We start from the raw sequence: 25,153 nt of genomic DNA, 5'->3' as shown, positions 1-25,153 counted from the left end.
TTAGACACCGGCGGAGACAACTCTCTCCACGCCGATTCACTCAGCCGATAAGACGAACGCTGGGGTTAGCCAGATAGTACATGGAGTAACCATTTTGCCGGGAAGACGGCTCAAGATTGCAGCCGCCATCGTGGATCATGTGCGGTTCGCGTACACCTTTCGTGGTAGAGTGTGCAAAATTTTGCAACTTCACCCTTAAAGTCTGCTACTGTTTAGGCCGATTCCTCCATTCCGGGCACTCTCCCGGCCCGGTTTGGAACGGTGGTTTTCGTTGAAAGAGAGGGGTGTCCGATGAGCTTTCTCCTGTCCGTCTTTCAAGCGATCTGTCACATTCTGCTGGCGACGCTGGTGGCGCTGCACCCAGCGTCGGCGGCAAAGCATGGAGACGCCGACACGGCGAGCGCGGAGACCGGGGGCCGGGTGGTGCTGGCTGCCATGCGCGCGCCCGATACCGGCTACTGGCACACCAACGAAGCCCAGATACTCGATTCCTGGAACCGTCCCGTGCGCATTCAGGGCATCAACTGGTACGGCTTCGAGACCGAGCGCGGCATCGTGGGCGGGCTGACTGTACAGGACTACCGCACGGTCCTTGAGACCATCAAGCGCGATGGATACAACACCATCCGGCTGCCCTTCTCGAACCAGATGGTCGAGAGTCCGATTGTGCCCAGGGACATTGCGTTTACGAACGCGGGCGGCCCGATCAACGAAGACCTGCGCGGGCTCAACTCGCTCCAGGTGATGGACAAAGTGGTGGACTATGCCGGAGCGATTGGTCTGAAGGTCATCCTCGACGACCATCGCTCCGAGGCGGGCGACAGCGCCGAGCAGAGCGGGCTCTGGTACACGCCTGCCTATCCCGAGACAGCATGGCTTGCGGACTGGCAGATGCTGGCCCAGCGGTACAAGGGCAGCTCGACCGTCGTGGGAATGGACCTGCGCAACGAGCCTCACGGGGCGGACGCCGACGGGGCCTGCTGGGACTGCGGCGGCGAGCGCGACTGGCACCTCGCCGCCGAGCGCGCGGGCAACGCCATCCTGAAGGTGAACCCAAAGCTGATCATCTTTGTCGAAGGCACGGACAGCTACCACGGCGACGCGACCTGGTGGGGCGGCAACCTCGAAGGCGTCCGCACCTCGCCGGTCGAGTTGAACGTGCCTGACCAGTTGGTCTATTCCCCGCACCTCTACGGGCCGAAGACATACCGGCAGCCATGGTTCAACGCGCAGACGACACCGGCGAGCCTCGAATCGGTCTGGCACAATCACTGGGCCTATATCAGCGAGTTCGGCATCGCCCCGGTGTGGCTGGGCGAGTTCGGCACCACCAATCAGCCGGGCGATCTGGAGGGCAGCGATCCCGGTACCGAAGGCCAGTGGTTCGGCAGCCTCGTCGTCTATCTGGGCCGCAACCCGGACATCGGCTGGGCGTTCTGGGCGCTCAACGGAGAGGACGAGAACGGCCTGCTCGATGCGAGCTACCAGTTCCCGGTCAACGGCCGCAAGCAGCAGATGATGTCGAGCATCATGTCCGGCGCGTCGGTCGGGGCGCAAGAGGTCGCCGGCGTCGAGCCGCTCCGCTGATGGTCTGTAACCTTTCGCTGTCATTCTGAGCGACGCGAAGAACCCCCGCATTCTTCCGCGGCTGCACGAACCTTCACGTTCAAATCAACAACTACACCGATAAGAAAAAGGCTCTAAATCCACGCGCAGAGCAACCGTCCCGCCGCGCCCCGCAGCTTCAACGCATCGGTGCGCCCGGCAAAGTAGCGTGCGTTCATCTCCGGTGAGCCAAGATCCTCGATGCTCCGGAAGGCGGCAAGCTCAGCGGCAATCTCCGCCGGAGTGAAGAAGAGCTGGAACGGCTCACCCGCCTGCCGCACGCGCGAGGCAAGCGAATCCAGCGCGAGCTTCTCCAGCGGCGGCAGCGCATGGCGCGGCTGAGAGTAATCGAGCGCAAGCCCCGTCCCTTGCGGCAGCGACGCAATGTACGCGACCGTCGAGCGAAATGCGGGCAGCGTGAGATACGGCACAACTCCGAGCCACGCAAAGAACGCGGGAGCGCAGCGGTCGAAGCCGGCCTCCTCCAGTTGCGCGGCCAGCGTCTGGGTCTCGAAGTCTACGGAGATGTATGTATGGCGTTCGGGAGCGGAGAGCTTGCCTTCGGCGAGCAGTTCGCGCTTCCACTGCTGCGTAGCGGGATGGTCCACCTCGAAGACGCGGAGCCGCGCGTGCGGATTGCGGTGCGCAAAGGTGTCGAGCCCCGCGCCCAGCAGCACATATTGCTCGACGCCGCCAGCCACCGCTTGCGCCAGATGGTCCTCGGCAAATCGGCTTCGCGCCACCATGAAGGCACGCAGTGACACCGACCATGGACGGTCCGGGCGCACGGGCGTGCGGCGCAGCTCTTCCGCGTAGACGCTGCCGAGAATCGGCACGGCGACGGGGTCGTCGAGCACAAGCGGCTTCGCATCATAGAGCTGATGCGCCGCACGCCGCATCGCTACACGCAGCGCGGTGCGCGAGGGCTTAGCGGCCTGCATGATGCATCCGTCCTCCCATCGGGCAGAAGGCTACTCCTTCGCCTTCAGGCTGGCTTCGTTCTGCTTGATGAACTCCTCGATCTCGGCCGCCATGCCAAGAATCTTGCGCCACTGTTCCTTGTAGAGCGTCACTGGGAATCGTCCCACGCCATAGAGCGACACCGCGCCCTTCTCGCTCACCTTCAGGCTCAGTCCGCGCACACCCTTGTTCTTCAGCTTTTCGTTCTCTGCCTTGAGGCGCTCCAGCTCTGCTCTCAGATCTTCTTCCGACATGGATTCTCCTTTCCTAAAAGACTACACGCCGGAGGTTTGGAAGAAAACGCATGAGGCGAGCACAGGAATAACCAAGTCTCCACTCCCGGAATTTTTTCGTCGAGCGCCTGCGAGAATTAGGAGAGACTTGAGCTACGCATGACGAAAAAGCAGTCCTCCCGCAAACTTCGTGTAGGCATTCTCTTCGGCGGCCGTTCCGGCGAGCACGAAGTCTCCATCCGCTCTGCCGCCTCCATCCTCGACGCCATCGACAGGAACAAGTACGAAGTCGTCCCCATCGCCATCACGAAGCGAGGCCTCTGGCTCACCCCCGGCGAGTCTCAGCGAATGCTCGAAGGCGCAAAGCCATCCGCAGCCACACGGAAGTCTTCTCCCGGCACCAATCTGGTTCATCAAGCCAATGTTCTCCCGGGCAGGTTCGATGTCATCTTCCCCGTGCTGCACGGCACCTTCGGCGAAGACGGCACCATCCAGGGTCTGCTGGAGCTTGCCGACATTGCGTATGTCGGCTCCGGCGTGCTGGGTTCCGCCACCGGCATGGACAAGGTCGTGATGAAGCAGCTCTTCACCGCAGCAGGTCTGCCCCAGACGCCGCACGTGGGCATGCTGCGCAACCGGTGGCAGGCCGAACCGAAGCGGTGCATTGCTCACATCGAAACGCATCTGGCCTATCCCGTCTTCGTCAAACCTGCGAACCTTGGCTCGTCGGTCGGCATCAGCAAGGTCCACAACCGGGCAGAACTTACCGGTGCAATGAACCTGGCTGCCAGCTTCGACCGCAAGCTCATTGTCGAGCAGGGCGTTGGCGGGCCGGGCGCAAAGCCGCGCGAGCTGGAGGTGGCTGTCCTCGGCAACGACGCGCCTGAGGCCTCCGTCGTGGGCGAGATCGTTCCCGGGGCCGAGTTTTACGATTACGACGCGAAGTATGTCTCCGACAACAGCGTTCCCATCATCCCGGCAAAGCTGTCGAAGCAGGAGGCGAAGCAGATCCGCGAGATGGCCATCGCCGCCTTCCGTGCCTGCGACTGCTCGGGCCTTGCCCGTGTCGACTTCCTGATGGAGCCTGCGGGCAAAGGGAAGAAGTCCCGCATCTACCTGAATGAAATCAATACCATGCCCGGCTTCACCAGCATCAGCATGTACCCGAAGCTGTGGCAGGCCAGCGGCCTCTCCTACAAAAAGCTCATCGACCGCCTGATCCAGCTAGCCGTGCAGCGCCACGCCGAAAAGACGCAGACCACCTACACTCGCTAACCTCTCTTTGTGTGCACTGTGTTTTCCAAAAAACGTTGTCATTCTGAGCGGAGCGGAGAATCCCCGCATTTCGTCGGTGGCTGCACAGGCCCTGCGCCCATCGGAATAGTTCCAGCCACGAGGAAGCCGCGCTAACCGGACACAAGTGCTTCGGCCGATCCTGCGGTCTCCGGCGCAGGATCATTGGCACCCATTCTGCTCGTGCGTGCCAGTCGCATCACCTCAAAGACTCCCTCAACACTCTCCCGGTTCAGGTCGCCCATGATGCTGATCTGTCCCCATCCGCGCTCCAGTAAATAGCCGCTCTTGTGGGCAATCTGGAACCCGGCTTCGCAGCATCGCGTGGCTATGCTCATGTCATCAAGCTCAAACGTGCAGATCACCGGCGCGGCGGTCTCGTCGTCCACCAGCGCAGGCATTCCCTGCTGGCGCAACATCGTCCGCACCCGCGCGCCCAGTGCGCGATAGTGCTCATAACGCTGTTCGCGGCTCTCGGCGTCGCCGTAGTTCTCATCGAGCGCCTCCCGTAGCGCCAGCAACTGAGGCGAAGCCACGGTATACATCGGCGCGCGCTGTGCGATGTTCTCCCTGATGTTGAACGTAGCCGGAACGTGTTCGAAGGATGTCTCGGCAAGGATGCGTTCCTCAGCAAAGACCATTGCCAGCCCGGCGTATGAGCCAAGCGCCTTACCGCTCACCCCGGAGGCCAGCGCCACCCGGCAGTCATCGAGCGGCACCGCGCCCAGACTGCTCACACAGTCCGCCGCCGGCGTGGCCCCATGCTTCACACACAGCTGGCTCAATCGCGGCAGGTCGTTCAACTGGCCGGTGCTCGTCTCCAGATGCACGGCCCACGCCCACGCGGCGTCATCTCGCAGCTTTGCCTCGATCGCGTCGAAGTTCCATCGCTCGCCCCATCTCCACCGGAGCGCGTCAAACTGCAATCCCGCCGCACGGGCCTGCCGCACAAGCCGCTCGCCGAACTCGCCGTTGGCCAGCACCACGCCCGGAGCGTCTCCGAACCGCGACCGCAGACACGCCGCGACCGCATCGTTTGCCAGGGTTCCGCTGCCGGTCATCAGCGCAACCGGAAGACCGCCGGCCAGCTCGCTCAGCGTTTTGCGCACACTGGCGTAGGCCTCGACCATCGAGTGGGCTCGATGCGAGACCGGTGTGTGCTCAAACGCCTGTCTGACCGCGCGCGAGATCTGCACCGGCCCGGGCAGCAAGCTCACCGGCTCGCGCGCACGCCTCTGCCACCACGCTTCAAATCTCTTCGCCTTCCGCTCAACGGAGGTATCGGCAAGCTCCATCGCCATCGGTATGTAGTTCGCCGCGCCCGACTGTACCGCCGCGCCCAGGTCGCGGAAGCCGAGCGCGCGATACATCTCCGCCCGCTCAGCAATGCCGGAGATCAGCAGATGCGACCGGCCCTGATGGCGCGCCTCTGCATAGACCTGCCAGAACAAGCCCGCGAGCACAGTGCCCCGGCGAGCATCATTCTTGATCGCCAGCAGCCGAACCTCGCTTGGCCCCGGAATCGAGGTCAGCGTCTCGGCAGGATTCGGCAGGCGCTTCTCAATCGAAAAAGGAGCCGTGCTGTTGATCGAGATCATGCCGATGACGGCGTCGCCGCTCTTGGCAACGAAGTACCGGTTCGCGTCATCGAACCGGTCTACCAGAATGCCGGTCTCGTTGCTCTCATACTGGCCCAGTTCTTCGGCAAATGTTCGATGGTTCAGCCGATGAATCTGTCGCAGCTCTTCCGTGGTCGTGGCCGGTTTGAACACAATTTCCCGCACCGCAGCAGTAAAACACACGGGAGACATAAGATTGACGTAATCTTTCTGTCTTCTTTCATGTGGCGCAAACCACTCCGCCCCCAGCCCCCTTCGACGGAAGGTGAAAAACCGTGCGACCGCAGGCACATGGCCACATCCAATCCCCAAAACCATACCCGAGGTGTCTTATGCCCCAGCCAGCACTCACTGTTGATGACCTGATTGCCTGGAACGAGCGCACCCACGCCGAGTGGCGCAAGCTGCTCACCGCGCATCCCGAGGTCCTCTCGTTCTCCTGCGACATTGCCGGAGCCAAAACCGTGGCCGAGCTGCTGCAACACATCGTTGCCCCCGAGCGTCGCTACGCCCAGCAGCTTGCCGGCGAATCCATGACAGACTACAAGGACATCCCCTTCGACTCAGTCGAGTCCGTCTACGCCACGCACGACCGCGCCATCGCCCGCTTCCGCCAGCTTCTGGCCGACAGCACCATCAACTGGGACGAGCCGTTCGAATTCATGACACGCACGCTGGGCCCGGCCCGCTCCACGCGCAAAACCGTGCTCTTTCACGCGCTCTTACACTGTATCCGGCATTACGCGCAGCTCACCACGCTGGTGCGCCAGCACGGCATCACCCACAAGCTGCCTCAGGATTATCTCGTTATGCATTTTGAGCGCGTCGAACCCACGTCCGCGTCGTAGTTGCCTTGCAATGAACAGTTTTAGCTTTGACTTCGCCTCGGCGCTCCACTAAAGTGGCCGCCTATGCGAAAAGCTGCTTTAGCCCTCATGCTGTCGTTCGCCGCCGTCACGCTTGCGTCCGCGCAGCCCGAGCGCCCGGCCATCACCGGCATCGCCTTCGTGCGCATGTACGCCTCCAACATGCAGGCGTCCCAGAACTTCTACGGCCAGACGCTCGGCTACGACCACACCACGCGCAACGGCATCCTGACCTACCCGGTCAGCGACTCGCAATCGCTCGAACTCGTCCCCCTCCCCTCGCCCGCTCCCCAATCTCGGATCGCCGCCATCGGCTTCACCACGCGCAACGTCCGCGCGCTCGAGAAATACATCGAAGCCCATCACGTCAACATCGACCAGCCCCTCCGCGACGGCAGCTTCGCCGTGCGCGACCCCGAAGGCCATCTCGTCTACTTTGTCCAGCAGCGTCCAGCGTCCACCAAGGTGCTCTCGCCGCGCGCCGCCTCGCACCGCATCATCCACACCGGATTCATGGTCCATAATCGCGCCGCCGAAGACGCCTTCTGGCGCGGCATTCTCGGCTTCCGCCCCTACTGGTATGGCGGGCGCAAGGAGGGCGAACTCGACTACATCTCCAGCCAGGTCCCCGACGGAACCGACTGGATCGAGTACATGATGCGCTCCGCCGACGCTCCCGCACCCAGCGCGCACCAACTCGGCAGTGACTTCCACTTCTCGCTCGGCGTCAATCACATGGCCGATGCCGTCGCCGCGCTTGCCCGCAACCACTGCCAGGGCCCCAACTGTACGCGCACCCAGACGGGCCGCGACGGCAAGGTGCAGCTCAACCTCTTCGACCCCGACCTCACCCGAGTCGAGTTCATGGAGTTCAAGCCCTCAGGCACCACCTGCTGCTCCGCCTTCACCGGCAAACACCCCAGCGCCATCGAGGACCGCTAGGGTTCTCCTCCCGCATCATTCTTCGCTTGTCATTCTGAGCGGAGCGAAGAGTCCCCACATTCTTTTTTAGTTGTCATCCTTCCGCGCAGCGGGAGGATCTGCGTTTTCTTCCGTGGCTGCACGAACCTGTGCGTTCAATCGACAACTGCCCCACACAATCATGGATACTCAGTCACTTTCGGCGTAACGCGCGGCTTGATCGACGTCGCCCCGCCCTTATCATTGATGACGTTCTCGATGCCACCATTGCGCCCCAGACACACCGTAATCATGTCGTGAAAGCGAACGCCGGGAGTCTTAGGCACTTCAATCGCGCGTGTCAGCACAATATCCGGGTGGCGAAACACGCTGTAGATGCCCAGCCCCCAGGCTTCATGTGAGGTCACATTTGCAGCCACTTTGTACGAAGCCCAGCCGTCGGTGCCGGGCGCGCTGCTATAGGCGGCCTGCGTGGGCGGATCGTAGGGGATCTCAGATTGATAGAAGTACGTGCGGCCATGGTTGCCGTTCCACAACACCTGAAACTTCTGGTGGTGTTCCACGAAGAGACCATAGGCAGTCACATTGTCTCCATTCACGACCAGCCCGTTGTCGGAGAGGTTCGTCGTCCAACCCACGCCGCGCCCGTGGTCGGCGCGCCAGATCCACGTATGGTCGATGATGGTGTCGTTCGCGTTGATTGTCAGATTGCTCTCCACGCTCCCCGGGCCTGCGCCGCCATCGCGGAAGAAGACGTCGGCCAGCAGGATGGGATCGTTGCCGTGCGAGGCGTGGCTGCCCGTCGGGCCAACTTCAAGCAGCACCGGAGACTTCACTTCGCCCGCGTCGAACAAGATGCCTGCAACGATGATCCCGTCCGCGTCAGCCGTCGTCATGGCTGCCGTGCCGTGCGTGGGCTTCAGCGTGGCAAACCCAAGGCCCAGCACAACCGTGTTGGGTCGCGTCACGTGGATAGGATCGGTCAATTCATAGATGCCGGGCGTGAGCAGCAGATTCTTGCCCTTCTTCAACTGTGCGTTGATCGTCGCCGCCGCGTCGCCGGGGTGTGCAATGTAGAACTTCGCCAGCGGAATCGTCTTGCCCGGAGTCGAACGCGAGCGCCACGTAATGTCCTCGCTGTCACGCGCCAGCGCAGGCACGCGAACGCTGTAGTTGCCGCGCGCGTCTACCTGAAGGAACGGCTTCTCGCGCACCACCGGCGTCTTCGCAATCTTCGTGTAGGGCGGCGAAGGCCAGTTTCCCGCTGGAGGATTGGGAACGCCGACGAAGACCATGTTCCAGTTCGAGCCGGTCCACGACTTCCACTCACTGTTGCGTGAGATCCACTGCTGCTGCGTGCCTGAGTCCACATTGCCGTCAATCAGGGAGTCCGACATCCAGCCGCCGCTGGCCCAGCCGTGCTTCTGGTGCAGTACCAGGCTGCCCAGCACGTGCATCCGCCGAAACGACACGGCCTGCGAGACGGCCCACTGCATCGTGCCGTCTGTCGGTGTCACGGAGAAGTTTTCCACCCCGCGCCAGAACGTGGTCGTGGCATTGTTGTTCGGCGCGCTGGCGTCGGCGTGGACGTTGCCGGTGATGTGAACGTCGTTGGGCGACGCGCCCAGCCCGAGCGCCTGTGTATAGAAGCCGACCGGAACATCAACGTTATAGTTTCCGGGGAGAAACAGAAATGCATTGCGTTCCGGGCCGAACTCGTTGTGCTGCTGGACGGCATAGACCTCATCGATCTTCCGCTGGATGTCGGCAGACGGCATCGACGGGCTGAAGACGGCGACGTTCGGGCCGAAGTCGGGCTTTGCTTTGGCGGCCAACGCAGTCGCGGCAAAGCAGGCGAGCAGGCCCACCATCAGGCATGGCTTGAGACCGAACTTGATTCCGGCAGAAGACAGGATTGTACGTTGACCGCGATGCATCGACTCTCCAATTCCGATTTCTCTGACCGCGTCGTCGCGCCGCGCACATAGCGAGGTATGGGCGCCGACAAAGCAGGCCGTAAGTCACCGTAAACATCTTGCCACAGATAACGCACGAAGTGCCTAAGACAAACGTGTGTCTTTGCTGCATGGCGCACTTGCGCCCGTTCCGGCATGAAGCCGGTACGGTCCTGTAGGCAAGGCTTTGGAGACGGAAGAAGCTCGGAGGGGTCAAAGCACAGGCTGGGGCAGGCGGCTTTTTACTCTGCGCCGCCCGAGAACGTACTCAAGCTACAGCCAGCTCCGGATCTTCAACGACCCTGATGGGAGTGGCGGCGCTGGCGGGTGCCGGACGTTTCCAGTCACCGAGAGAACGGCTCAGAAGCGCCGAAGCGCAGCCCTCTCCACAGAGGGTGATGATGTCGTTGGAGAGCGCAAGCTCCCAGTCCCACGGCATAAAGGTAATTCCGCGCGACGTAACCTTGGCCAGGACCCAGTGATTGCTGGATTTCTTCTGGACCCCACATACGCACGTAAATGTTGGTGTTGCTGCCATCGTTTTGTCCTGCTTTCTGCGGTCATCTTCGGCCGCATGTGCTGCACTTTGCATAACAGCACGTTGGATGCCAATTCAGCAGGAAAAGGGAACATCGCCGTGTTTTCAATGCCCTATTCTGACTGCCGGGCGAAGGTTAGACGAACCGGAGTACTTGAAACCGCCACGAAAAGAGAAAATATTTTCCCTTGAACCGGGGTCGTCTCCCTGATGTGCCGGCAGCCTGCCGAACATCCTCCTAACAATAGATGCTTGAATAAGATAACTGGTTGTGGGCCTCGGTGTTGGCTGCCGTGCCCGCCAGGCGTATCCTGACGGCGATGGCCGACGCCTACAACCTCGAACGGTTCGTTGAGGCGCAGGCAGGCGTCTATGCGCGGGCGTGCGCAGAGTTGCGCGCCGGAGCGAAACAGAGCCACTGGATGTGGTTTATCTTTCCTCAGATTCACGGGCTTGGGTCAAGCCCCATGGCAGTGCGCTTCGCCATCTCCGGTCTGCCGGAGGCACGCGCCTATCTCGCGCACGAGCTGCTGGGCAGCAGACTGCGCGAGGCGACGCAGATCGTGCTCAGGGTCGAAGGCAGAACCATCCGCGAAATCTTCGACTACCCCGACAACCTCAAGTTCCACTCCTCCATGACCCTCTTCGCAAAAGCTGAAGAGCGCGGCGGCGTCTTTTCCGAGACCTTGCAAAAGTACTTCGGCGGAGAAATGGATCATGCGACCCTCTCGCGTATCGGCGCCTGACAGCCGGGCTCTACATCTTTCGTGCCACGCATCGGATAAATGGTTGATGGCGACTTTAAAGCAACATGCATAGGCTCTTAGCAGGAGGAGAGGGTCTCGCTGGCCGTACGCGCACCCGGCGACCCATCGTTCAGATGGAAGCTCCTGTATCCGTGGCCACTGACCGCCGTCTGGTCGATCAAGAGATTGCGAGACTGAGACGCCGGCACTTTGCCGCACTCAATCTTCCGCGCCCGCTCGAGTATCAGTTCGAGGCCGACACAGCCAGGGAACGTTCGCGTCGCCTGTGGATCGAGGGTCTGCTGGCTATCGCCGTCTTCAACCTGTGCCTGCTGGCGGACTACCTGCTCGTCAAAGACCGGATGCTCGGCGAAATGGTGCGGCAGACCGAGATTGTCACTCCCCTTGCCCTGCTGGTCAACTACATGATGCGGCTCGACCTGAAGCCTTGGGCGCGCGAGGGGAGCATCGCCCTCGGCATGGTGCTCATCTACCTTATCAACCTGCGCGTCGAAGGCAATGCGACGGCGGCAACCACAGCCTTCGGGCTGATCTCCGTACTCATTACGGCCTTGTTTGTGAACGTGGTCATGCGGCTGCGATTTCTCTACGCCGCAAGCTCCACCGCGCTGATGCTCGCCGCCGGTCTATGGTACGCATTCCACGCCGCGGGCATGATGTGGTCGGAAAAGATCGTCAGCGCCAGCATGATGACGCTTGGCATAGCTATCACGCTGATGGCCGGGCACAGCCTCGAGCGCGAAGAGAGGCTAAGCTATCTGCTCTTCCTCAACAGCGAGCTGCAAGGCGCCGAGCTGCACCGCCTCTCCAACATCGACAAGCTGACCGAGCTGCCCAACCGCCGCGCCTTCGAGGAACACTTCGAGCAGCTCTGGACCGAGGCCATGCTCGCCGGCACTCCGCTCAGCGCCATTGTCATCGACATCGACCACTTCAAGGTTGTCAACGACGTCTACGGCCACCTCTATGGAGACGAGGTGCTCCGCCGCGTCGGCAGCCTGCTCACCCAGGCCCTGCGCACCCAGCAGGACTTCGCCGCTCGCTTCGGCGGCGAAGAGTTCGTCATGCTCTTGCCCGACACCAGGCTCGACAAGGCAATGGTGGCCGCCGAGCGCGTCCGCCGTCTTGTCGAGATGGTAGGCACCCCCGTGCCCGAACAGGTAGCAGCCGGACAGACGCTCTGGACGACCGTCAGTTGCGGCGTCTCCTCGTGCATGCCCAGCGCCAGGATGGGACGCGAGAGACTGCTGAAGATGGCCGACCGCGCGCTCTATCGCGCCAAGGGCAACGGCCGCAACCGCGTCGAGTACCGCTCCTGCGAGACTGCCTCCAGCGCACACTCCAGCTTTGCGCGACGAAGCTCCGCCCGCCGCATGTTAGCCAACCTCGATGTCAGGGGCGACAGCGGCCATCACTGAAGCCGGGAACCTGTGCCCTTCACTACTTCTGCTCGTCCAGTTCGAGGACCCGCCGCGCCTCTTCCAGGTTCAGATACTCGCCGTCAATGGTGAACTCCCATTCGCCCGCGTTGCCGGGAACACGATGGACATACTTCACCTCATGTCCCTTGTCCCGAAGCTCATTCACGAGAAGATCGATGTCAACTTCCATATAAAGATTGGAGCTTCCCCAGGGAGAACAGGGTTGTCTCGTTCGAGACGAAAGTCGCTATGCGCAGCGGCCGCAACGGGGGGATCGCTTCCGGCACAACAACCTCTTTGCGCGCACCAGGCATCTCACCCTGAGAAACCCAACCGCTACACCGGAGAAGTCATGGCAAAGGACAAGAAGAAGGCGCATGCAAACGCGGCTTCCATCACCCGCAAGCAGCTCATCGATGCACTCAACGGCGACCTGGCCCGCGAATACCAGGCCATCATCGCCTACGTCAACTACTCGCAGGTGCTCAACGGCGCGGCCTACATGAACATTGCGGCAGAGCTGGCCGTTCACGCTGCCGAAGAACTCGCTCACGCCATCACCATCGCCAACCACATCGACTATCTCGGAGGAATGCCGACCGTCGTCCCCAAGCCTGTCCGTACCTCCGAGAAAGCCGAGGACATGTTGCACTTCGATCTCGACAACGAGAGGGAAACCATTCGCCAGTACCGCCGCCGCGTCCTCCAGTGCGACGAACTGCACGAGTTCGCCATCAGCGAATCCATCCGCGAGATCCTCATGCAGGAGCAGGACCACCTTATGGCACTCGCCACCGCCCTCGGCATCGATACACCCAACCCCGGCATCGCCGACTGAGTTTCCCTCACGCGCAGAAAGATGGCGCCTGGTCTCGCCGGGCGCCATCTTTCGTTGCGAACATTAGCGGTGCTGCAACATGCCGCCGCGCAACCATGGCCGAAATACTAACCCCATTCGCCGGCATCGCGCCAGTGGAAGCCGTCGAGCGATTTCATTAAAATAAAAATCGCGATGCCGTTCCCCATCAAAGTCTGCACCGTCTGTGGTGAAGAGTTCGAGCTCAGACCCGGCAAGCCCGGTTTTGCGAACCGCTGCCCCGCCTGTAGCGAACCCGACTCCGACGAGCCCATCTCCGGCAGCAAGCAAAATAAGACCGACCGCGAAGGAAACGCCGCGCGCCGCAGCGCCATCCGCGACCTCCTCTACCGCAAAGACAGCTAAAGAGCTTTGGATTGGTCGTTGCCCACCACAATTACGTCATCTCGACCGAAGGCGGCGTTTTTTGCCGCCGAAGTGGAGAGATCCCCGCATTTCTCCCTCTTCAGCGCCAAGGCATACCGTCCTCACACAGTCTCTTCAGTCCCTACAGCACGCTTGTGCTGCAGCAAAAAGACCGTTCTGTAACCTGTTCATCAGCTCAGAGAACCTCTGGCGACTGAATCAAACTCTCCATAACCCACGTATTAAATCCACGTATATTCGCGCTCGCCCTATCGGTGTCATCGGCGCAAATCGGTGTTAAGCCTCGACGCGCATGAACGCAATCGCCCGTCACACGAGCCGTAAGCTAAAATTTTCACAGACACACAGATTGGAGATTTCCCTTGGCAGATACGATCTTTGACGTAGTAGTGGTTGGCGGCGGTCCGGCCGGATACACCTGCGCGATCCGCGCCTCGCAGTATGGCCTGAAGGTGGCGCTCATTGACGCGAACGACCGGCTTGGCGGCACGTGCCTGCTCTGGGGCTGCATCCCCACCAAGGCCATGCTCTTCTCGGCCGAGATATGGGACCACCTCAAGCACGCCGACCGCTTCGGCATCGACGTCGCCGCACCGAAGCTCAACTGGAAGGGCCTGCTCGCGCGCAAAGACGACGTCATCTCCCGCCACACCAAGGGCCTCGACTTCCTGATGAAGAAGAACAAGATTACGACCTTCAAAGGTTTCGGCACGCTCACCGGGCCAGCAAAGGACGGCGTCCACACCGTCGATGTCAAGTTGGCAGACGGTAATGCCGAATCGATCAAGGCGAAGAAAGTCGTGCTCGCCACCGGCTCCGACGCACGCATGTTGCCCGGCCTGAAGGCTGACGACACCATCCTGACCAACTACGAGATTCTCAAGATCGCCGACATGCCGAAGTCGCTGGTCGTCATCGGCTCGGGCGCAGTGGGCGTCGAGTTCGCCTCCATCTTCCGCAGCTTCGGCGCCGACGTGACGGTGCTTGAGATGCTGCCCCGCATGGTTCCCGCCGAAGACGAAGACGTCAGCAAAGAACTGTTGCGCCTCTTCAAAAAACGCGGCATCGAGGTCAACCTTTCAATCAAAGATACGAAGGTCGAGAAGAACAAGGACGGCGTGCTCGTGAGCTGGACCGACGCGAACGGCAAGCCGCAGTCCAGGCAGGCCGAGCGGGTGCTCGTCGCCGTAGGCCGCGCACCGCGCACTGCAAACGTCGGTCTGGAGAAGACGAAGATTACGCCCGACCGCGGCTACATCGTCGTCAACGAGTGGATGGAGACCGCCGAGCCGGGCGTCTATGCCGTCGGCGACATCGTCGCCGGACTCCCGCAGTTGGCGCACGTCGGCTCCATGGCCGGCCTCGTCGTCGCCGCACGCATTGCAGGCAAATACGCTCGCCCCGTCAACAAGACCCGCATCCCCGGCTGCACCTACACCGACCCGCAGGTCGCCAGCGTGGGCCTTACCGAGGCCAAGGCGAAGGAAGCGGGCTATCAGGTCAAGGTGGGCAAGTTTCCCTTCGTCGGCAACTCGAAGGCGACCATCTTGGACGCGCACGACGGCTTTGTGAAGGTGGTCGCGGACGCAAAACACGGCGAGGTGCTGGGCGTCCACATCATCGGACCCTACGCGACCGAGATCATCGCCGAAGCCGTGACCGCGCTTGAACTCGAAGCCACAGTCGAAGAGATGATGTTCACCATCCACGCCCACCCCACGGTCGCCGAAGCCCTGCTCGACGGCTTCTCCAGCGTCGAAGGCATGGCGGTGAATGTGTAAGGGGATATGGGCACTAACTTTCAGGCACACGTTGACTTGCTGCACCCTTCTTTTGAGAGACTCAATGCGATGCAACCGTTATCTGTGGCGGAACTTCGCACACGAAAGGGTCTAAGCGGTATTTACCTCTTTAGTGAGAAAGGAGTTCCGGTAACTGTGTAGGGAGTCTCTGCGCAGGGTCGTTTTCCACACCCCTCCTATTGACACCGCTGATAACCTTAAATCAGGAGAATAGGAAGCCCGGCAGCCGCCGGGCTTCTTCACTTTGGCAACAAAATTGCGCAGATACCCCACATCTAAGTCCTTTGTTTGAAGGATTTTAGATATGAGATACGGGGAGGGGTACCCTGGAAGCCCAAAGGCTCTACAATCCCTTCCATGCGCACCATTGCCTTGATGCTCGTCCTTACTGCCGTCGCTCAGGCACAGACCGCACCCGAGCCTGAGCCCATCGAGATCGTCCACCGCGAACAGCACCTGTGGAAGACGATGGCCGAGGAGAACTTCGCCACCGTGCGCAAGCTCTTCACCAAGGACTTCGTCGAGGTAGATAGTCACATCGCTGCCCTCGACACTCTCCTCGTCACTCTCCAGAACTGCAAGCTGACCGAATACGAGCTGCGCGACCTACAGGTCCGCATCCTCGGCCCCGAGGCCGCCATGACCGCCTACCACGAGGTCAGCACCTTCGAGTGCGGTACCGAAGCGAAACCCGACCCTCACCACTTCGACAACAACGACACCACCACCTGGGTCCGCCGCTCCGGCCAATGGCTGGTCCAGGCCCACACCGAAACACCAGCCAAACCCTGACCAGACAGCGCAGGCTACTCGCCAGCAATCGACGAAGGAATGACGACCTCAGGGGTCAGGTGCTCGAGGACCTCGGCTGCGATGCGCTCCTTCTTGCGCGAGAGCAGCGCATCGAGCAGTCGCTTGTGTTTGCGCGCCGCCGACTTCATCGTCTCGCCCGCCGCATGACGCTTCAGGCTCACGAAGGCATAGACCGCAATGCACAGCCGCTCGAGCGTCCGAGCCAGCACCTCGTTGCCCGAGGTCTTCCACACCGTCCGGTGAAAGTTGAAGTCTTCCTCAGCAACGCCGAAATGATCGTTTTTCGCGGCCAGTTCCTCCATGCGACGCACATGGCTGCGCAGCTCGGCCTCAATCTCCTTGGTCAAGCGCGGCGCGGCCAGATCGAAGGCCATCAGCTCCAGATGGCGCCGTACCTCCATCATCTGCACAATCTCCGACCGCGTCAGCTTGGTGACAGTCGTGCCGCGATCAGGCACGCGCAGCACCAGCCCCAGATGCTCGAGCTGCAAGAGCGCCTCGCGCACCGGGACCTGGCTGACATTCAACTGTTTGGCGAGATGCGCTTCGCGGAGCGGCGTGCCGGGAGCAAGGTCGCCCGACCAGATCGCATTGCGCAGGCGCTCAAAGACCTCGCGCGACTTGCTGAGAGAACGAACCGGAACGAGCTCCTGGGTGGCCACGGACATATCCTATCGAAACGGAAATCAACCTCGCAATTTTCTCCGCGCGGTCAAGCTACCGGACGGCGGGCGTACTGTGCCAGCCGATCAGTTCGGCGACCTCGTCCGTCAGGGTCTTGTTCAGCTCGGCGATCAGTTGCTGCTTCTCGGCCTGTGAACGAAAGCCTTCACCACTCATCATCGGACCACAGTCGAACCCCCTGCGCTCGACCATTGTCCTAAGCGCGGGAAAGAACGGATAGCGGAGCAGGACGGCCAGCACATCGTTGGCGCGCGACTGCCACTGACGTGCCTCCTCCCAGTCGCCGCGCTCGGCGGCACGATAGATCTTCAGATAGATCTCGGGCATCGCGTTGTAGGTCGAACCGATTCCGCCTTGCGCGCCCATCAGCAGGCCGGCCGCCAGCACCTCGTCGTACCCGTTGAAGACCAGCTTGCCGCGCCGGACCAGCCGCTGCATCAGGTAGAGGTTGAAGTCAGTGAACTTCACGCCCAGCACGTTGGGCAGGTCGCAGATGTCGATGAGCGACTGCGGATCGGCAAACGCATCGGGCGAGACTTTAGGAAAGTAGTAGAGGATGAGCGGCAGCACGGAGTTCTTCGCCAACGTCTCGTAGTACGCGCGCACGCCGTCGGCGTCGGCGACGGGGGGAAGGCTGCTGATGGCGTGGGCTCCGTGCTCGGCGGCATGGTTCGCCAGCCGGATTGCGTCCTGCACATCCGGCGCGCCCACATGCACGATGAGGTGCCTGTCCTCGGGCAGCGCCGGAGCCAGCGCCTCGACGAGCGCCTTGCGTGTCTCAAGCGTCAAGCGCATTCCTTCGCCGGTGGAGCCGGCGATATAAACCCCATGCGCCCCAGTGGAGAGCAGGTGCAGCATCAGTTGCCGCGCCATCTCGGGACGGAGCTGGTGCGTAGAATCCAGTGGAGTGAGCAGAGCAGGATAGATACCGCCGAACGTTGAGGCCGACATAACTGAGAGCATCCTTGACGTGACTTAAAATGATAATTGATAATGTATCACAGTTCACCGAACGATACCGCAAAAGCGAACAGGAGATTGTGGATGCTCTCTGCCGGTAAGCGCTACGCCTGGTTGGTTGTGGCGCTTCTGCTGGTGGTCTGGATGTTGAACTACTTCGACCGCCAGGTCATCTTTTCGCTGTTTCCTCTGCTCCAGGGAGAGCTGCACGTCTCCTCGTTCCAGATGGGGCTGCTGGGCACGTCGTTCCTGTGGATTTATGCCTTCTGTAGCCCCTGGGCAGGCCATGTGGCGGACCGCTTCGGCAAAAAGTGGATCATCTGCTTCAGTCTCTTTGTCTGGTCTGCCATCACGCTGCTGACGGGACTGGCGCACAGCTTTCGCGAACTGATTGTGCTTCGCTCGCTGATGGGCGTCAGCGAGGCGTGTTACCTGCCCGCCGGGCTCGCGTTGATCGCCGCATTCCATACAGAACGGACGCGCTCTCGGGCCATCAGCCTGCACTACACGGGAACCTACATCGGTACGGTTCTCGGAGGTTTTCTAGGCGGCTGGGCAGGGATGCACTACGGCTGGCGTCCGGTCTTCCTCATTTTTGGATTGATCGGTTGTGCGTATGGGACAGTGTTGCTTGGAGTTCTGCACGAGCCGCATCAGCCTGTTGAAGCTGAGCCTGTTAAGGCACGCAGCGATTTAAGTTTTGGGCCGGCATTTCGCGCCATCGTGCGCGCGCCGGGATACAAGAAGATATTTGCGGTCTTTGCCATCGCATCCATCTGCGACTGGGCCATCTATACATGGATGCCGTTGTACCTATACGAGAACTTTCACTTTTCGCTGGCCAAGGCAGGTTTTACGGCAACGTTTTATATGAAGGCGGGGGGCTTTGCAGGTCTGCTGATTGGCGGAGTGCTGGCGGACGCCTGGGCGCGCCGCAGCTCGCGTGGACGTGCCCTTACCCAGTGTGCAGGTCTGCTGCTGGCCGCGCCGTTTCTAATGGCAAGCGGACTGACCGGAAGCACAGTCACGCTCTATCTGGGGATGACGCTGTTCGGCATCGGGAAGGGAATCTACGATGGCAATACGATGCCGCTGCTATGCGAAGGCATCGCCCCGGAGATGCGCGCCACGGCATTTGGAATCCTGAACTTCGGCGGTACGTTTGCGGGTGGTGTGATTGCTGCTGTGGCGGGTGCACTGAAGAACACATTGGGGCTGGGGCACACATTCTTTGCCTGTGGCGCGCTGTTGTTGATAGGCAGTCTGTTAATCGGTACTGTGCGGATGCGAATGCCTGAGGCCGCGTAGCCAGCCTGGCAGGAAATTCCTCTTCCGAGAAAAATAATAGTTGACAATCGTATTAAAGATTATCAATTATCCATAACACATCAATATTGCACGTTGCCGCACGCCGGATCCGATGCTGAGACGCGGCAGCGCATAGACCCGAGGAAGAGATGAAGAGACCGATTGCAGCAGTACTTCTTTGCATAAGCAGCGTTGTGTTGCCGGCCGTGCTTGTGCCGCGCATGCATGCGCAGGCCATCGCTGCGGCCGAACTGGACGGCACCGTGGCCGATCCGACAGGCGCGGTGATTCCGCAGGCGGCTGTCACGGTGACGAACGCCGACACCAGTGCTGTGCGCACTACGACGACGAACAATGCGGGCCAGTTCAGCCTTCCTGGACTGCCTGTGGGGCCGTATCGGCTGGACGTAAGGGCCACGGGCTTCAAAAACTACAGCCAGACCGGCATCGTGCTACAGGTTGGCAATTCCGCGACGGTCAATGCTGTGTTGAGCCTGGGATCTTCGACGGACACGGTGACGGTGCGGTCGGATGCGGCGATGGTCCAGACGCAGGATGTGGCGATCTCGTCGGTCATCGGCAATCAGGAGATCAATGACCTGCCGCTCGATGGCCGTTTGGCGACACAGCTTGTGCTGATTGCCGGTGCGGCGGTGAATACGACTGGCGGCGACCTGACAGGCAGCAAGCAGTTCTTCAGCTCCCAGTCGATCTCGCTTGCAGGCGGGCAGGGCAATGGGCTGAACTATATGCTCGACGGCAGCGACAACAACGATCCTTTCTCGAATGTGAACCTGCCGTTCCCATTTCCTGACGCGTTACGCGAGTTCAGCGTCTCGACCAGCGCGCTACCTGCGCAGTACGGCACGCACCCGGGCGGGGCGGTGAACGCGGTCACGCTTTCGGGCACGAATCGCTTTCACGGAACGGCGTTTGAGTATCTGCGCAACAACATCTTCAACGCGCTCGGATACTTTTCGGTGAAGGATACACTGCATCGCAACCAGTACGGCGGCACGCTGGGCGGGCCTGTGCATCATGACCGTTTGTTCTTCTTTGGTGGATACCAGGGAACGCACAATGTGCAGCAGGCGGTCTCGACGACGGCCAGGGTGCCGACGGCGGCGATGATTGCGGGTGACTGGTCCACGTATGAGTCGGCCACATGCGTTTCGTCGCACAAGGCCAGACAGTTGAAAAATCCTGCGACGGGTGCGCCGTATCCGAATAACCAGATTCCGACGACGCAGTACAACTCGTCGAGCATGAAGCTGCTCCAGTACCTGCCCACGGCGCAGGACGAGTGCGGCAACGTGAAGTACGGCATTCTGGATAACAGTGATGAGTGGCAGGCCATTGGGCGCGTGGACTGGACCATCAGCCCGCGCCAGTCTGTCTTCGCGCGCTACTTCATCGACGATTACGGGATTCCGGCGACCTATATTCCGCACAACATTCTGGTCAGCACGCGGTCGGGCAATCAGGAGCGGGCGCAGACGTTGACGGTGGGCCACACCTACATCATCAATGGCAATACGCTGAACGTCATTCACGCGGGGTTCACGCGCAGGCGCGATGATCGTCTGCCTGCAGCCGAGGGCATCAGCGGGCCGTCGCTTGGCAGCAACATCTATTCGCGCGAGTCGAACTCGCTGCGGCTCTCGGTGAGCGGCAACTTCAGCATTAGTTGCTCAGCGTGCGCGACCGGCAAGTTCAACGACAACACGTTCCAGTTCTCCGACGACCTGACGATGTCGCGTGGACGCCATCAACTGAGCTTCGGCGGAAGCGTCATGCGCATTCAGCTCAATCAGGAAAATAACTATCTACTTGACGGCAATTATTTGTTCAGCGCCTCGTTCAGCGGCGACAACATGAGCGATTTTTTGCTGGGCAAGCTGAGCGGGTTCAACCAGAGCGCGATGCAGGGAACGGCGAACCGGCAGACGCTGCCCGGCCTGTATGCGCAGGACACGTTCCGCGTGTCGAGCAATGTGACAATCACCGGCGGCCTGCGCTGGGAGCCGCACATCTTTCCGCAGGACTACTTCGGTCGTGGCAGCATGTTCGACCGCGCCGCGTTCGATGCGGGCAAACACAGCACAGTGTTCGTGAATGCGCCGGCGGGCAGTTTCTACTACGGAGATCCGGGTGTGCTGAAGAGTTTTGTGCATAACAACATGCTGGGCTTTTCTCCGCGCCTTGGCCTGGTGCTGACGCCCAGAGGGACGCATGATGTCTTCCGCGTCGGCTATGGTCTGCTCTACGACAACATCGAGCAGTACTACGATGAGCGGGTGCAGTCGAACCCTCCGTTTACCGACGAGGTGGACAATACGAACCCGGGGCCGTTCGACAATCCGTGGGCCAACTATCCGGGAGGCAATCCGTTCCCGATCGATGTGCCGAGCAAAGACGTTGCGTTTCCTACCTCGGCGCTCTATGTCACGCTGCCCACACACCTGAAGCCGACGTATATCAGCCAGTGGAATGCGAACTTCGAGCACCAGTTTGCGAATAACTGGATGTTCTCGCTGAGCTATATCGGCAATAAGACCACGCACCTGTGGGCGGGGCGAGAGACGAACCCGGCAGTGTACATTCCCGGAACGTGCGGCAGTTCGGCCTGCTCGACGACGAAGAACACGCAGAACCGGCGTGTGTTGTCTCTGGCCAATCCGGCGCAGGGAGCATACTACGGCTCGATGCCCACGACCAACGACGGCGCCAATGCCAGCTACAACGGCCTGCTCGCGTCATTGCAGCACCGCTACAGTCACAATTACACCGTGCGGTTCAATTACACCTGGTCGCACTGCATCAGCGAGACGGACTTCAACATCGAGCTAACCGGGCCGACTTATATGAATCCCAATAATCTGCGCGAAGACCGGGGCAACTGCAACCAGGATGTCCGCCATGTGTTGAATGGATCGTTTATTGCCACCAGCTCGTACCATGGGGGGCGCATAACGAGCTTTCTGCTGTCGGGCTGGAAGGTGGCACCGCTCTTGCGCGTGATGTCGGGCGGATCGGTCAACGTGACGACCGGTGTAGATAATTCGCTGACTGGCGTAAACCTTGACCGTCCCAATCTGGTCGATGCAACCACGGTGTACAGGCAGGGTTGGCATCACTCCGATCCGCAGCACGTTTATTTGAATGCGAATGCATTTTCGGCAAATGCGCTGGGCACCTTCGGCAATCTGCAACGGAATGCGTTCAAGGGGCCGGGTTACTTTGACCTGGATGCTTCGGCGGGCAGGATCTTCAGGGTGAGCGAGAATTGGAACTTCGAGTTCCGCATGGACGCCTTCAACGCACTGAACCATGTCAACTTCAACAATCCATCGCCAACCTCTATCCTTTCCTCCACCTTCGGACGCATTACAGGCGCGCATCCAAACCGCGTGCTGCAATTCTCCGGAAAAATTCACTTCTAAAGGACAGCAATGAACATTCGCTTCAGCGCGGCACTGTTGTTGGCGGCCGCCATCGGAATGCCCCAGGTTTCGCCTGCACGAACGCCACAGATGCAGAGCACGTTGTTGTGGCAGGGCGGGACTGGGGGCTACGAGACGTACCGGATTCCCGGGATCGTCGTCACCGCACGCGGCACAGTACTGGCCTATGGCGTGGGCCGCCGGTATCTCAAAGATGGCGACTGGTCCGACAGCGATATTCTGCTTCGGCGCAGCCTCGATGGCGGTCAGAGCTGGCAGATGTCGCAGCACATTGCAGGCGACAGCCACGGCGTGACTGATAATCCGGTCGCCATTGCAGACCACGAGCATGGGCTGGTGCATCTTCTCTATCAGCACGATTATGCCCGTGTCTTCTACATGCGCAGCAACGATGACGGCGCAAATTTCTCGAAGCCAGTGGACATCACCGCTGCGCTTGAAGGACTGCGATCGCAGTTCAACTGGACGGTCGTCGCGCTGGGACCGGGTCATGCCATCCAGTTGCGCAGCGGACGGCTGCTTGTGCCGGTGTGGATGGCTGCCGGAACGACGACCGTCAACGGGCGACGCAAACATGCGCCTTCGGCCATTACTACGCTCTATAGCGATGACGACGGTAAGACGTGGCAACACGGTGAGCTGATTGCTGCCGACTCGCCCGCGATGCGTGACCCAAACGAGATGCAGTTGGTCCAGTTGAGCAATGGCAGTGTGATGGCCAACATTCGCACGGGAGACAAGACGCGGCTGCGCGCCGTTGCCGTCAGTCCCGACGGCATCAGCCGCTGGACGAAACCCAGTTTCGACCCGCATCTCTACGATCCGATCTGTGAGGCGGGCATCGTGCGCTATGATCGGCACAACATCCTGTTTACCAACCCTGACAGTCAATCGCTGCCCGGGTCCGCTCAATCGAGCCACGGGCTTCGACGGAATCTGACACTAAAGATGAGCGAGGATGAGGGTAAGACCTGGCCGGTGTCGCGCCTGCTGCACGAAGGGAGTGCCGGATACAGTGATGTCGCAGTAGCCCCAGATAAGACGATCTACGTCGTCTATGAAGGTGTTCTGGGCCCAGGCGGAAAAGGGAACAGCATTTCCGTGTTGCGGTTCAACATGGCATGGGTCAAGTCGAAGTAAAACTCACGGTCGTTTCAGGGGAGTTGATTCAGCAGCTCACATGCCTGCTTCGCGTAGGTAGAGCTATCGCGGCGGCATAGATTGCGCAGAAGTTCCGGAGCCTCCGGATCGCGCACCCGCACTGCCGCAATCGCGCGATACCATTTGGCGACGTCCTGCTGGCTGGTGGTGGCGAGCTGTTCGGCGCGTGTCAGCGACACGAGCGCAGCCGGATCATCATGCATCAGCAGTTGTGTAACCCCGAGATAGAGCACCGGATCTTCCGCGCGCGGAAACTGCTTGGCCAGCAGATTGAAACGCTCGGCGGCAAGGGGATAGTCGCCCTTTGCATAGGCATCGAAGGCCGGAGCGAGCTGGCTTGCGTCCGGTTGGTCAATGGGCCCAGCACCGCGCAGCACCAGGCCGGGGGCGGTGTTGAGTGGTGGGTTCAGTTTGGCGACCGCGATCTCCGGCGGGGCTGGAGTGGATGCGACCGTGGCCTGCGATGGTTGTGCTGGCGCCTGAGTAATCTGCGGAGCGGCTCCCAGCACGGAGCGCCAGGTGTGCAGCGCGAGGATGGCACACACCAGCAGAGTGGCTGCTACGGCTCCCGACACTGCGTACCATCGCCAGTTTTTCCCAGAAGAAGCCATCGGTATGGGCAGTTTGCCGCGAATCGCCTCTCGTTCGCGGTTCGTCAGGCCGTGAGGCTCTAATGCACCGAGGTCGCTAAGCAGCCCGCGGCAGAGGCCGCAGCTCGCAAGATGAGCTTCGATTTCCTTCGCACCGTCTTCGGGCAGCACGCCTTCCTGGTGCGCAAGCAGCAGGCGGAGAGGAGGACACCGTGGTGTGAACCGCAGACCCTCCGGCAGTTGCTCTTCCATAGGATTGAGGGGATCGAGCATCGGGTCAGGATTATGCATCGGTGGCCATCTCCTCGGTGGGCGGACTTGCAGGACGCCGGGTGGTCAGAGCGTCGCGCATCAGCTTCAGCGCGTATTGCAGATGCCCTTTCACCTGGAGTTCGTTGAGACCGGTCTGTGCTGCAATCTCGGCGCGCGACATACCTTGCACGAACCGCAGCATAATACAGGCGCGATGCACTGGCTTCAGGCTGGTGCATTTGGCAAGCAGGTCTTCGAGCGAAAGCTCAGGCGTAGCGGTTTCGGACGACGGGCGTTCTTCGGCCTGCCATCGCTCCTCGACGTACCACCTGCGCCAGTAGTCGGCGGCACGGCGTTTGGCCACGGTAAAGAGCCATGCCGGCAACTGCTCGGGCGTCAGGTTGTCTCCGTTCTGGTAGAGGGTGAGAAACACTTCGCTGGTGATCTCCTCGGCGATCTCCCTGCGGCCCACAGAGCGCAAGGTGACGCGAAATACGGCATCGACGTATTGGCGGTAGATACCGTTAAATTCGTCTATCGAAATCATCGTCTGGGCCGAAGGAAGAGAAGAAAAATCAAGCAAAGGTTTCGACAGTACTTCTCAGCGTGAGGTCCGTCCATGCGCAACAGGTTGCGACTCCTAGGGTAGCGCATCCGCCCTGGATTGCGGTGGCTCAGGGTTTCTACTTTAGTCGTAC

At 60.8% G+C, this 25,153-nt stretch carries 23 protein-coding genes; 13 read left to right on the top strand and 10 right to left on the bottom strand.

Features of this window, described 5'->3' with window-relative positions; translation table 11 throughout:
- Positions 1-291: 291 nt before the first annotated feature.
- A complete protein-coding gene (locus VFU66_RS02195; protein WP_326444593.1) occupies positions 292-1,587 on the top strand; it encodes a glycoside hydrolase family 5 protein in 1,296 nt (431 codons plus the stop codon).
- 113 nt (positions 1,588-1,700) lie between these two features.
- On the opposite strand, the gene VFU66_RS02190 is transcribed toward VFU66_RS02195, so the two are convergent.
- Positions 1,701-2,546, bottom strand: coding sequence for a class I SAM-dependent methyltransferase (locus VFU66_RS02190; RefSeq protein ID WP_326444592.1), 846 nt, complete (start codon positions 2,544-2,546; stop codon positions 1,701-1,703).
- Positions 2,547-2,576: 30 nt separating this feature from the next.
- On the bottom strand, positions 2,577-2,819 hold the full coding sequence (locus VFU66_RS02185) for a hypothetical protein (protein ID WP_326444591.1): 243 nt from the start codon (positions 2,817-2,819) through the stop codon (positions 2,577-2,579).
- 138 nt (positions 2,820-2,957) lie between these two features.
- Here VFU66_RS02185 and VFU66_RS02180 point away from each other — a divergent pair, with 138 nt between their 5' ends.
- Entirely contained in the window at positions 2,958-4,073 is a 1,116-nt protein-coding gene (locus VFU66_RS02180) for a D-alanine--D-alanine ligase family protein (RefSeq protein WP_326444590.1), read from the top strand.
- Positions 4,074-4,204: 131 nt separating this feature from the next.
- On the opposite strand, the gene VFU66_RS02175 is transcribed toward VFU66_RS02180, so the two are convergent.
- The gene (locus VFU66_RS02175) at positions 4,205-5,863 is read right to left on the bottom strand and encodes an aminotransferase class V-fold PLP-dependent enzyme (RefSeq protein ID WP_326444589.1); all 1,659 of its coding nucleotides are present in this window, start codon (positions 5,861-5,863) and stop codon (positions 4,205-4,207) included.
- A 179-nt stretch (positions 5,864-6,042) separates the two neighbouring features.
- On the opposite strand from VFU66_RS02175, the gene VFU66_RS02170 reads away from it, so the two are divergent.
- Both VFU66_RS02170 and VFU66_RS02165 read left to right on the top strand, forming a co-directional pair.
- Positions 6,043-6,558: a DinB family protein gene (locus VFU66_RS02170; RefSeq protein WP_326444588.1), complete on the top strand. Its 516-nt coding sequence runs from the start codon at positions 6,043-6,045 to the stop codon at positions 6,556-6,558.
- A gap of 63 nt (positions 6,559-6,621) precedes the next feature.
- Positions 6,622-7,518, top strand: coding sequence for a VOC family protein (locus VFU66_RS02165; protein ID WP_326444587.1), 897 nt, complete (start codon positions 6,622-6,624; stop codon positions 7,516-7,518).
- Between the two features lie 158 nt (positions 7,519-7,676).
- On the opposite strand, the gene VFU66_RS02160 is transcribed toward VFU66_RS02165, so the two are convergent.
- Positions 7,677-9,434 (bottom strand): pectate lyase-like domain-containing protein, encoded by a 1,758-nt coding sequence (locus tag VFU66_RS02160; RefSeq protein WP_326444586.1) that lies wholly within the window; start codon positions 9,432-9,434, stop codon positions 7,677-7,679.
- 286 nt (positions 9,435-9,720) lie between these two features.
- Entirely contained in the window at positions 9,721-9,990 is a 270-nt protein-coding gene (locus tag VFU66_RS02155; RefSeq protein ID WP_326444585.1) for a hypothetical protein, read from the bottom strand.
- Positions 9,991-10,283: 293 nt separating this feature from the next.
- Between VFU66_RS02155 and VFU66_RS02150 the strand changes: the two genes are divergently transcribed.
- Positions 10,284-10,736 (top strand): DUF1810 domain-containing protein, encoded by a 453-nt coding sequence (locus tag VFU66_RS02150; protein WP_326444584.1) that lies wholly within the window; start codon positions 10,284-10,286, stop codon positions 10,734-10,736.
- A 152-nt stretch (positions 10,737-10,888) separates the two neighbouring features.
- A complete protein-coding gene (locus tag VFU66_RS02145) occupies positions 10,889-12,175 on the top strand; it encodes a GGDEF domain-containing protein (RefSeq protein ID WP_326444583.1) in 1,287 nt (428 codons plus the stop codon).
- Between the two features lie 22 nt (positions 12,176-12,197).
- Here VFU66_RS02145 and VFU66_RS02140 read toward each other — a convergent pair whose 3' ends face one another.
- Complete coding sequence (locus VFU66_RS02140; protein ID WP_326444582.1) at positions 12,198-12,368, bottom strand: hypothetical protein; 171 nt, start codon at positions 12,366-12,368, stop codon at positions 12,198-12,200.
- A gap of 162 nt (positions 12,369-12,530) precedes the next feature.
- Between VFU66_RS02140 and VFU66_RS02135 the strand changes: the two genes are divergently transcribed.
- The 4 genes from VFU66_RS02135 to VFU66_RS02120 all read left to right on the top strand — a co-directional run bounded on the left by VFU66_RS02135 (position 12,531) and on the right by VFU66_RS02120 (position 16,015).
- Positions 12,531-13,016 (top strand): ferritin-like domain-containing protein, encoded by a 486-nt coding sequence (locus VFU66_RS02135; RefSeq protein ID WP_326444581.1) that lies wholly within the window; start codon positions 12,531-12,533, stop codon positions 13,014-13,016.
- Positions 13,017-13,190: 174 nt separating this feature from the next.
- Positions 13,191-13,400, top strand: coding sequence for a hypothetical protein (locus VFU66_RS02130; protein WP_326444580.1), 210 nt, complete (start codon positions 13,191-13,193; stop codon positions 13,398-13,400).
- A gap of 383 nt (positions 13,401-13,783) precedes the next feature.
- Complete coding sequence (lpdA, locus tag VFU66_RS02125; protein WP_326444579.1) at positions 13,784-15,202, top strand: dihydrolipoyl dehydrogenase; 1,419 nt, start codon at positions 13,784-13,786, stop codon at positions 15,200-15,202.
- 378 nt (positions 15,203-15,580) lie between these two features.
- Entirely contained in the window at positions 15,581-16,015 is a 435-nt protein-coding gene (locus VFU66_RS02120; RefSeq protein WP_326444578.1) for a nuclear transport factor 2 family protein, read from the top strand.
- 14 nt (positions 16,016-16,029) lie between these two features.
- Here the strand turns inward: VFU66_RS02120 and VFU66_RS02115 are convergent, their stop codons facing one another.
- Complete coding sequence (locus VFU66_RS02115) at positions 16,030-16,698, bottom strand: GntR family transcriptional regulator (RefSeq protein ID WP_326444577.1); 669 nt, start codon at positions 16,696-16,698, stop codon at positions 16,030-16,032.
- Between the two features lie 55 nt (positions 16,699-16,753).
- Positions 16,754-17,671, bottom strand: coding sequence for a dihydrodipicolinate synthase family protein (locus VFU66_RS02110; RefSeq protein ID WP_326444576.1), 918 nt, complete (start codon positions 17,669-17,671; stop codon positions 16,754-16,756).
- A gap of 93 nt (positions 17,672-17,764) precedes the next feature.
- On the opposite strand from VFU66_RS02110, the gene VFU66_RS02105 reads away from it, so the two are divergent.
- The 3 genes from VFU66_RS02105 to VFU66_RS02095 all read left to right on the top strand — a co-directional run bounded on the left by VFU66_RS02105 (position 17,765) and on the right by VFU66_RS02095 (position 23,592).
- Positions 17,765-18,988: an MFS transporter gene (locus tag VFU66_RS02105; protein ID WP_326444575.1), complete on the top strand. Its 1,224-nt coding sequence runs from the start codon at positions 17,765-17,767 to the stop codon at positions 18,986-18,988.
- A gap of 206 nt (positions 18,989-19,194) precedes the next feature.
- Positions 19,195-22,431, top strand: a complete 3,237-nt coding sequence (locus VFU66_RS02100; protein ID WP_326444594.1) for a TonB-dependent receptor — start codon at positions 19,195-19,197, stop codon at positions 22,429-22,431.
- Between the two features lie 9 nt (positions 22,432-22,440).
- Positions 22,441-23,592: a sialidase family protein gene (locus VFU66_RS02095; RefSeq protein ID WP_326444574.1), complete on the top strand. Its 1,152-nt coding sequence runs from the start codon at positions 22,441-22,443 to the stop codon at positions 23,590-23,592.
- 14 nt (positions 23,593-23,606) lie between these two features.
- Here the strand turns inward: VFU66_RS02095 and VFU66_RS02090 are convergent, their stop codons facing one another.
- Both VFU66_RS02090 and VFU66_RS02085 read right to left on the bottom strand, forming a co-directional pair.
- Positions 23,607-24,494: a zf-HC2 domain-containing protein gene (locus VFU66_RS02090; protein WP_326444573.1), complete on the bottom strand. Its 888-nt coding sequence runs from the start codon at positions 24,492-24,494 to the stop codon at positions 23,607-23,609.
- On the bottom strand, positions 24,487-25,038 hold the full coding sequence (locus VFU66_RS02085) for an RNA polymerase sigma factor (protein WP_326444572.1): 552 nt from the start codon (positions 25,036-25,038) through the stop codon (positions 24,487-24,489). The genes VFU66_RS02090 and VFU66_RS02085 overlap by 8 nt, the downstream gene beginning before the upstream one ends.
- Positions 25,039-25,153: the final 115 nt, after the last annotated feature.

This window comes from Edaphobacter sp., assembly GCF_035763405.1.
GTDB lineage: Bacteria > Acidobacteriota > Terriglobia > Terriglobales > Acidobacteriaceae > Edaphobacter.
Note: the sequence above shows the minus strand (reverse complement) of the source record. Positions and strands in the feature narration are given on the sequence as shown.

Coding starts and splice junctions, on each gene's coding strand:
- VFU66_RS02130 (WP_326444580.1), top strand. CDS start 13,191: ATGCCGTTCCCCATCAAAGTCTGCACCGTCTGTGGTGAAGAGTTCGAG.
- VFU66_RS02095 (WP_326444574.1), top strand. CDS start 22,441: ATGAACATTCGCTTCAGCGCGGCACTGTTGTTGGCGGCCGCCATCGGA.
- VFU66_RS02140 (WP_326444582.1), bottom strand. CDS start 12,368: ATGGAAGTTGACATCGATCTTCTCGTGAATGAGCTTCGGGACAAGGGA.
- VFU66_RS02180 (WP_326444590.1), top strand. CDS start 2,958: ATGACGAAAAAGCAGTCCTCCCGCAAACTTCGTGTAGGCATTCTCTTC.
- VFU66_RS02160 (WP_326444586.1), bottom strand. CDS start 9,434: ATGCATCGCGGTCAACGTACAATCCTGTCTTCTGCCGGAATCAAGTTC.
- VFU66_RS02170 (WP_326444588.1), top strand. CDS start 6,043: ATGCCCCAGCCAGCACTCACTGTTGATGACCTGATTGCCTGGAACGAG.
- VFU66_RS02090 (WP_326444573.1), bottom strand. CDS start 24,494: ATGCATAATCCTGACCCGATGCTCGATCCCCTCAATCCTATGGAAGAG.
- VFU66_RS02105 (WP_326444575.1), top strand. CDS start 17,765: ATGCTCTCTGCCGGTAAGCGCTACGCCTGGTTGGTTGTGGCGCTTCTG.
- VFU66_RS02120 (WP_326444578.1), top strand. CDS start 15,581: ATGCGCACCATTGCCTTGATGCTCGTCCTTACTGCCGTCGCTCAGGCA.
- VFU66_RS02110 (WP_326444576.1), bottom strand. CDS start 17,671: ATGTCGGCCTCAACGTTCGGCGGTATCTATCCTGCTCTGCTCACTCCA.
- VFU66_RS02195 (WP_326444593.1), top strand. CDS start 292: ATGAGCTTTCTCCTGTCCGTCTTTCAAGCGATCTGTCACATTCTGCTG.
- VFU66_RS02155 (WP_326444585.1), bottom strand. CDS start 9,990: ATGGCAGCAACACCAACATTTACGTGCGTATGTGGGGTCCAGAAGAAA.
- VFU66_RS02165 (WP_326444587.1), top strand. CDS start 6,622: ATGCGAAAAGCTGCTTTAGCCCTCATGCTGTCGTTCGCCGCCGTCACG.
- VFU66_RS02135 (WP_326444581.1), top strand. CDS start 12,531: ATGGCAAAGGACAAGAAGAAGGCGCATGCAAACGCGGCTTCCATCACC.
- VFU66_RS02190 (WP_326444592.1), bottom strand. CDS start 2,546: ATGCAGGCCGCTAAGCCCTCGCGCACCGCGCTGCGTGTAGCGATGCGG.
- VFU66_RS02185 (WP_326444591.1), bottom strand. CDS start 2,819: ATGTCGGAAGAAGATCTGAGAGCAGAGCTGGAGCGCCTCAAGGCAGAG.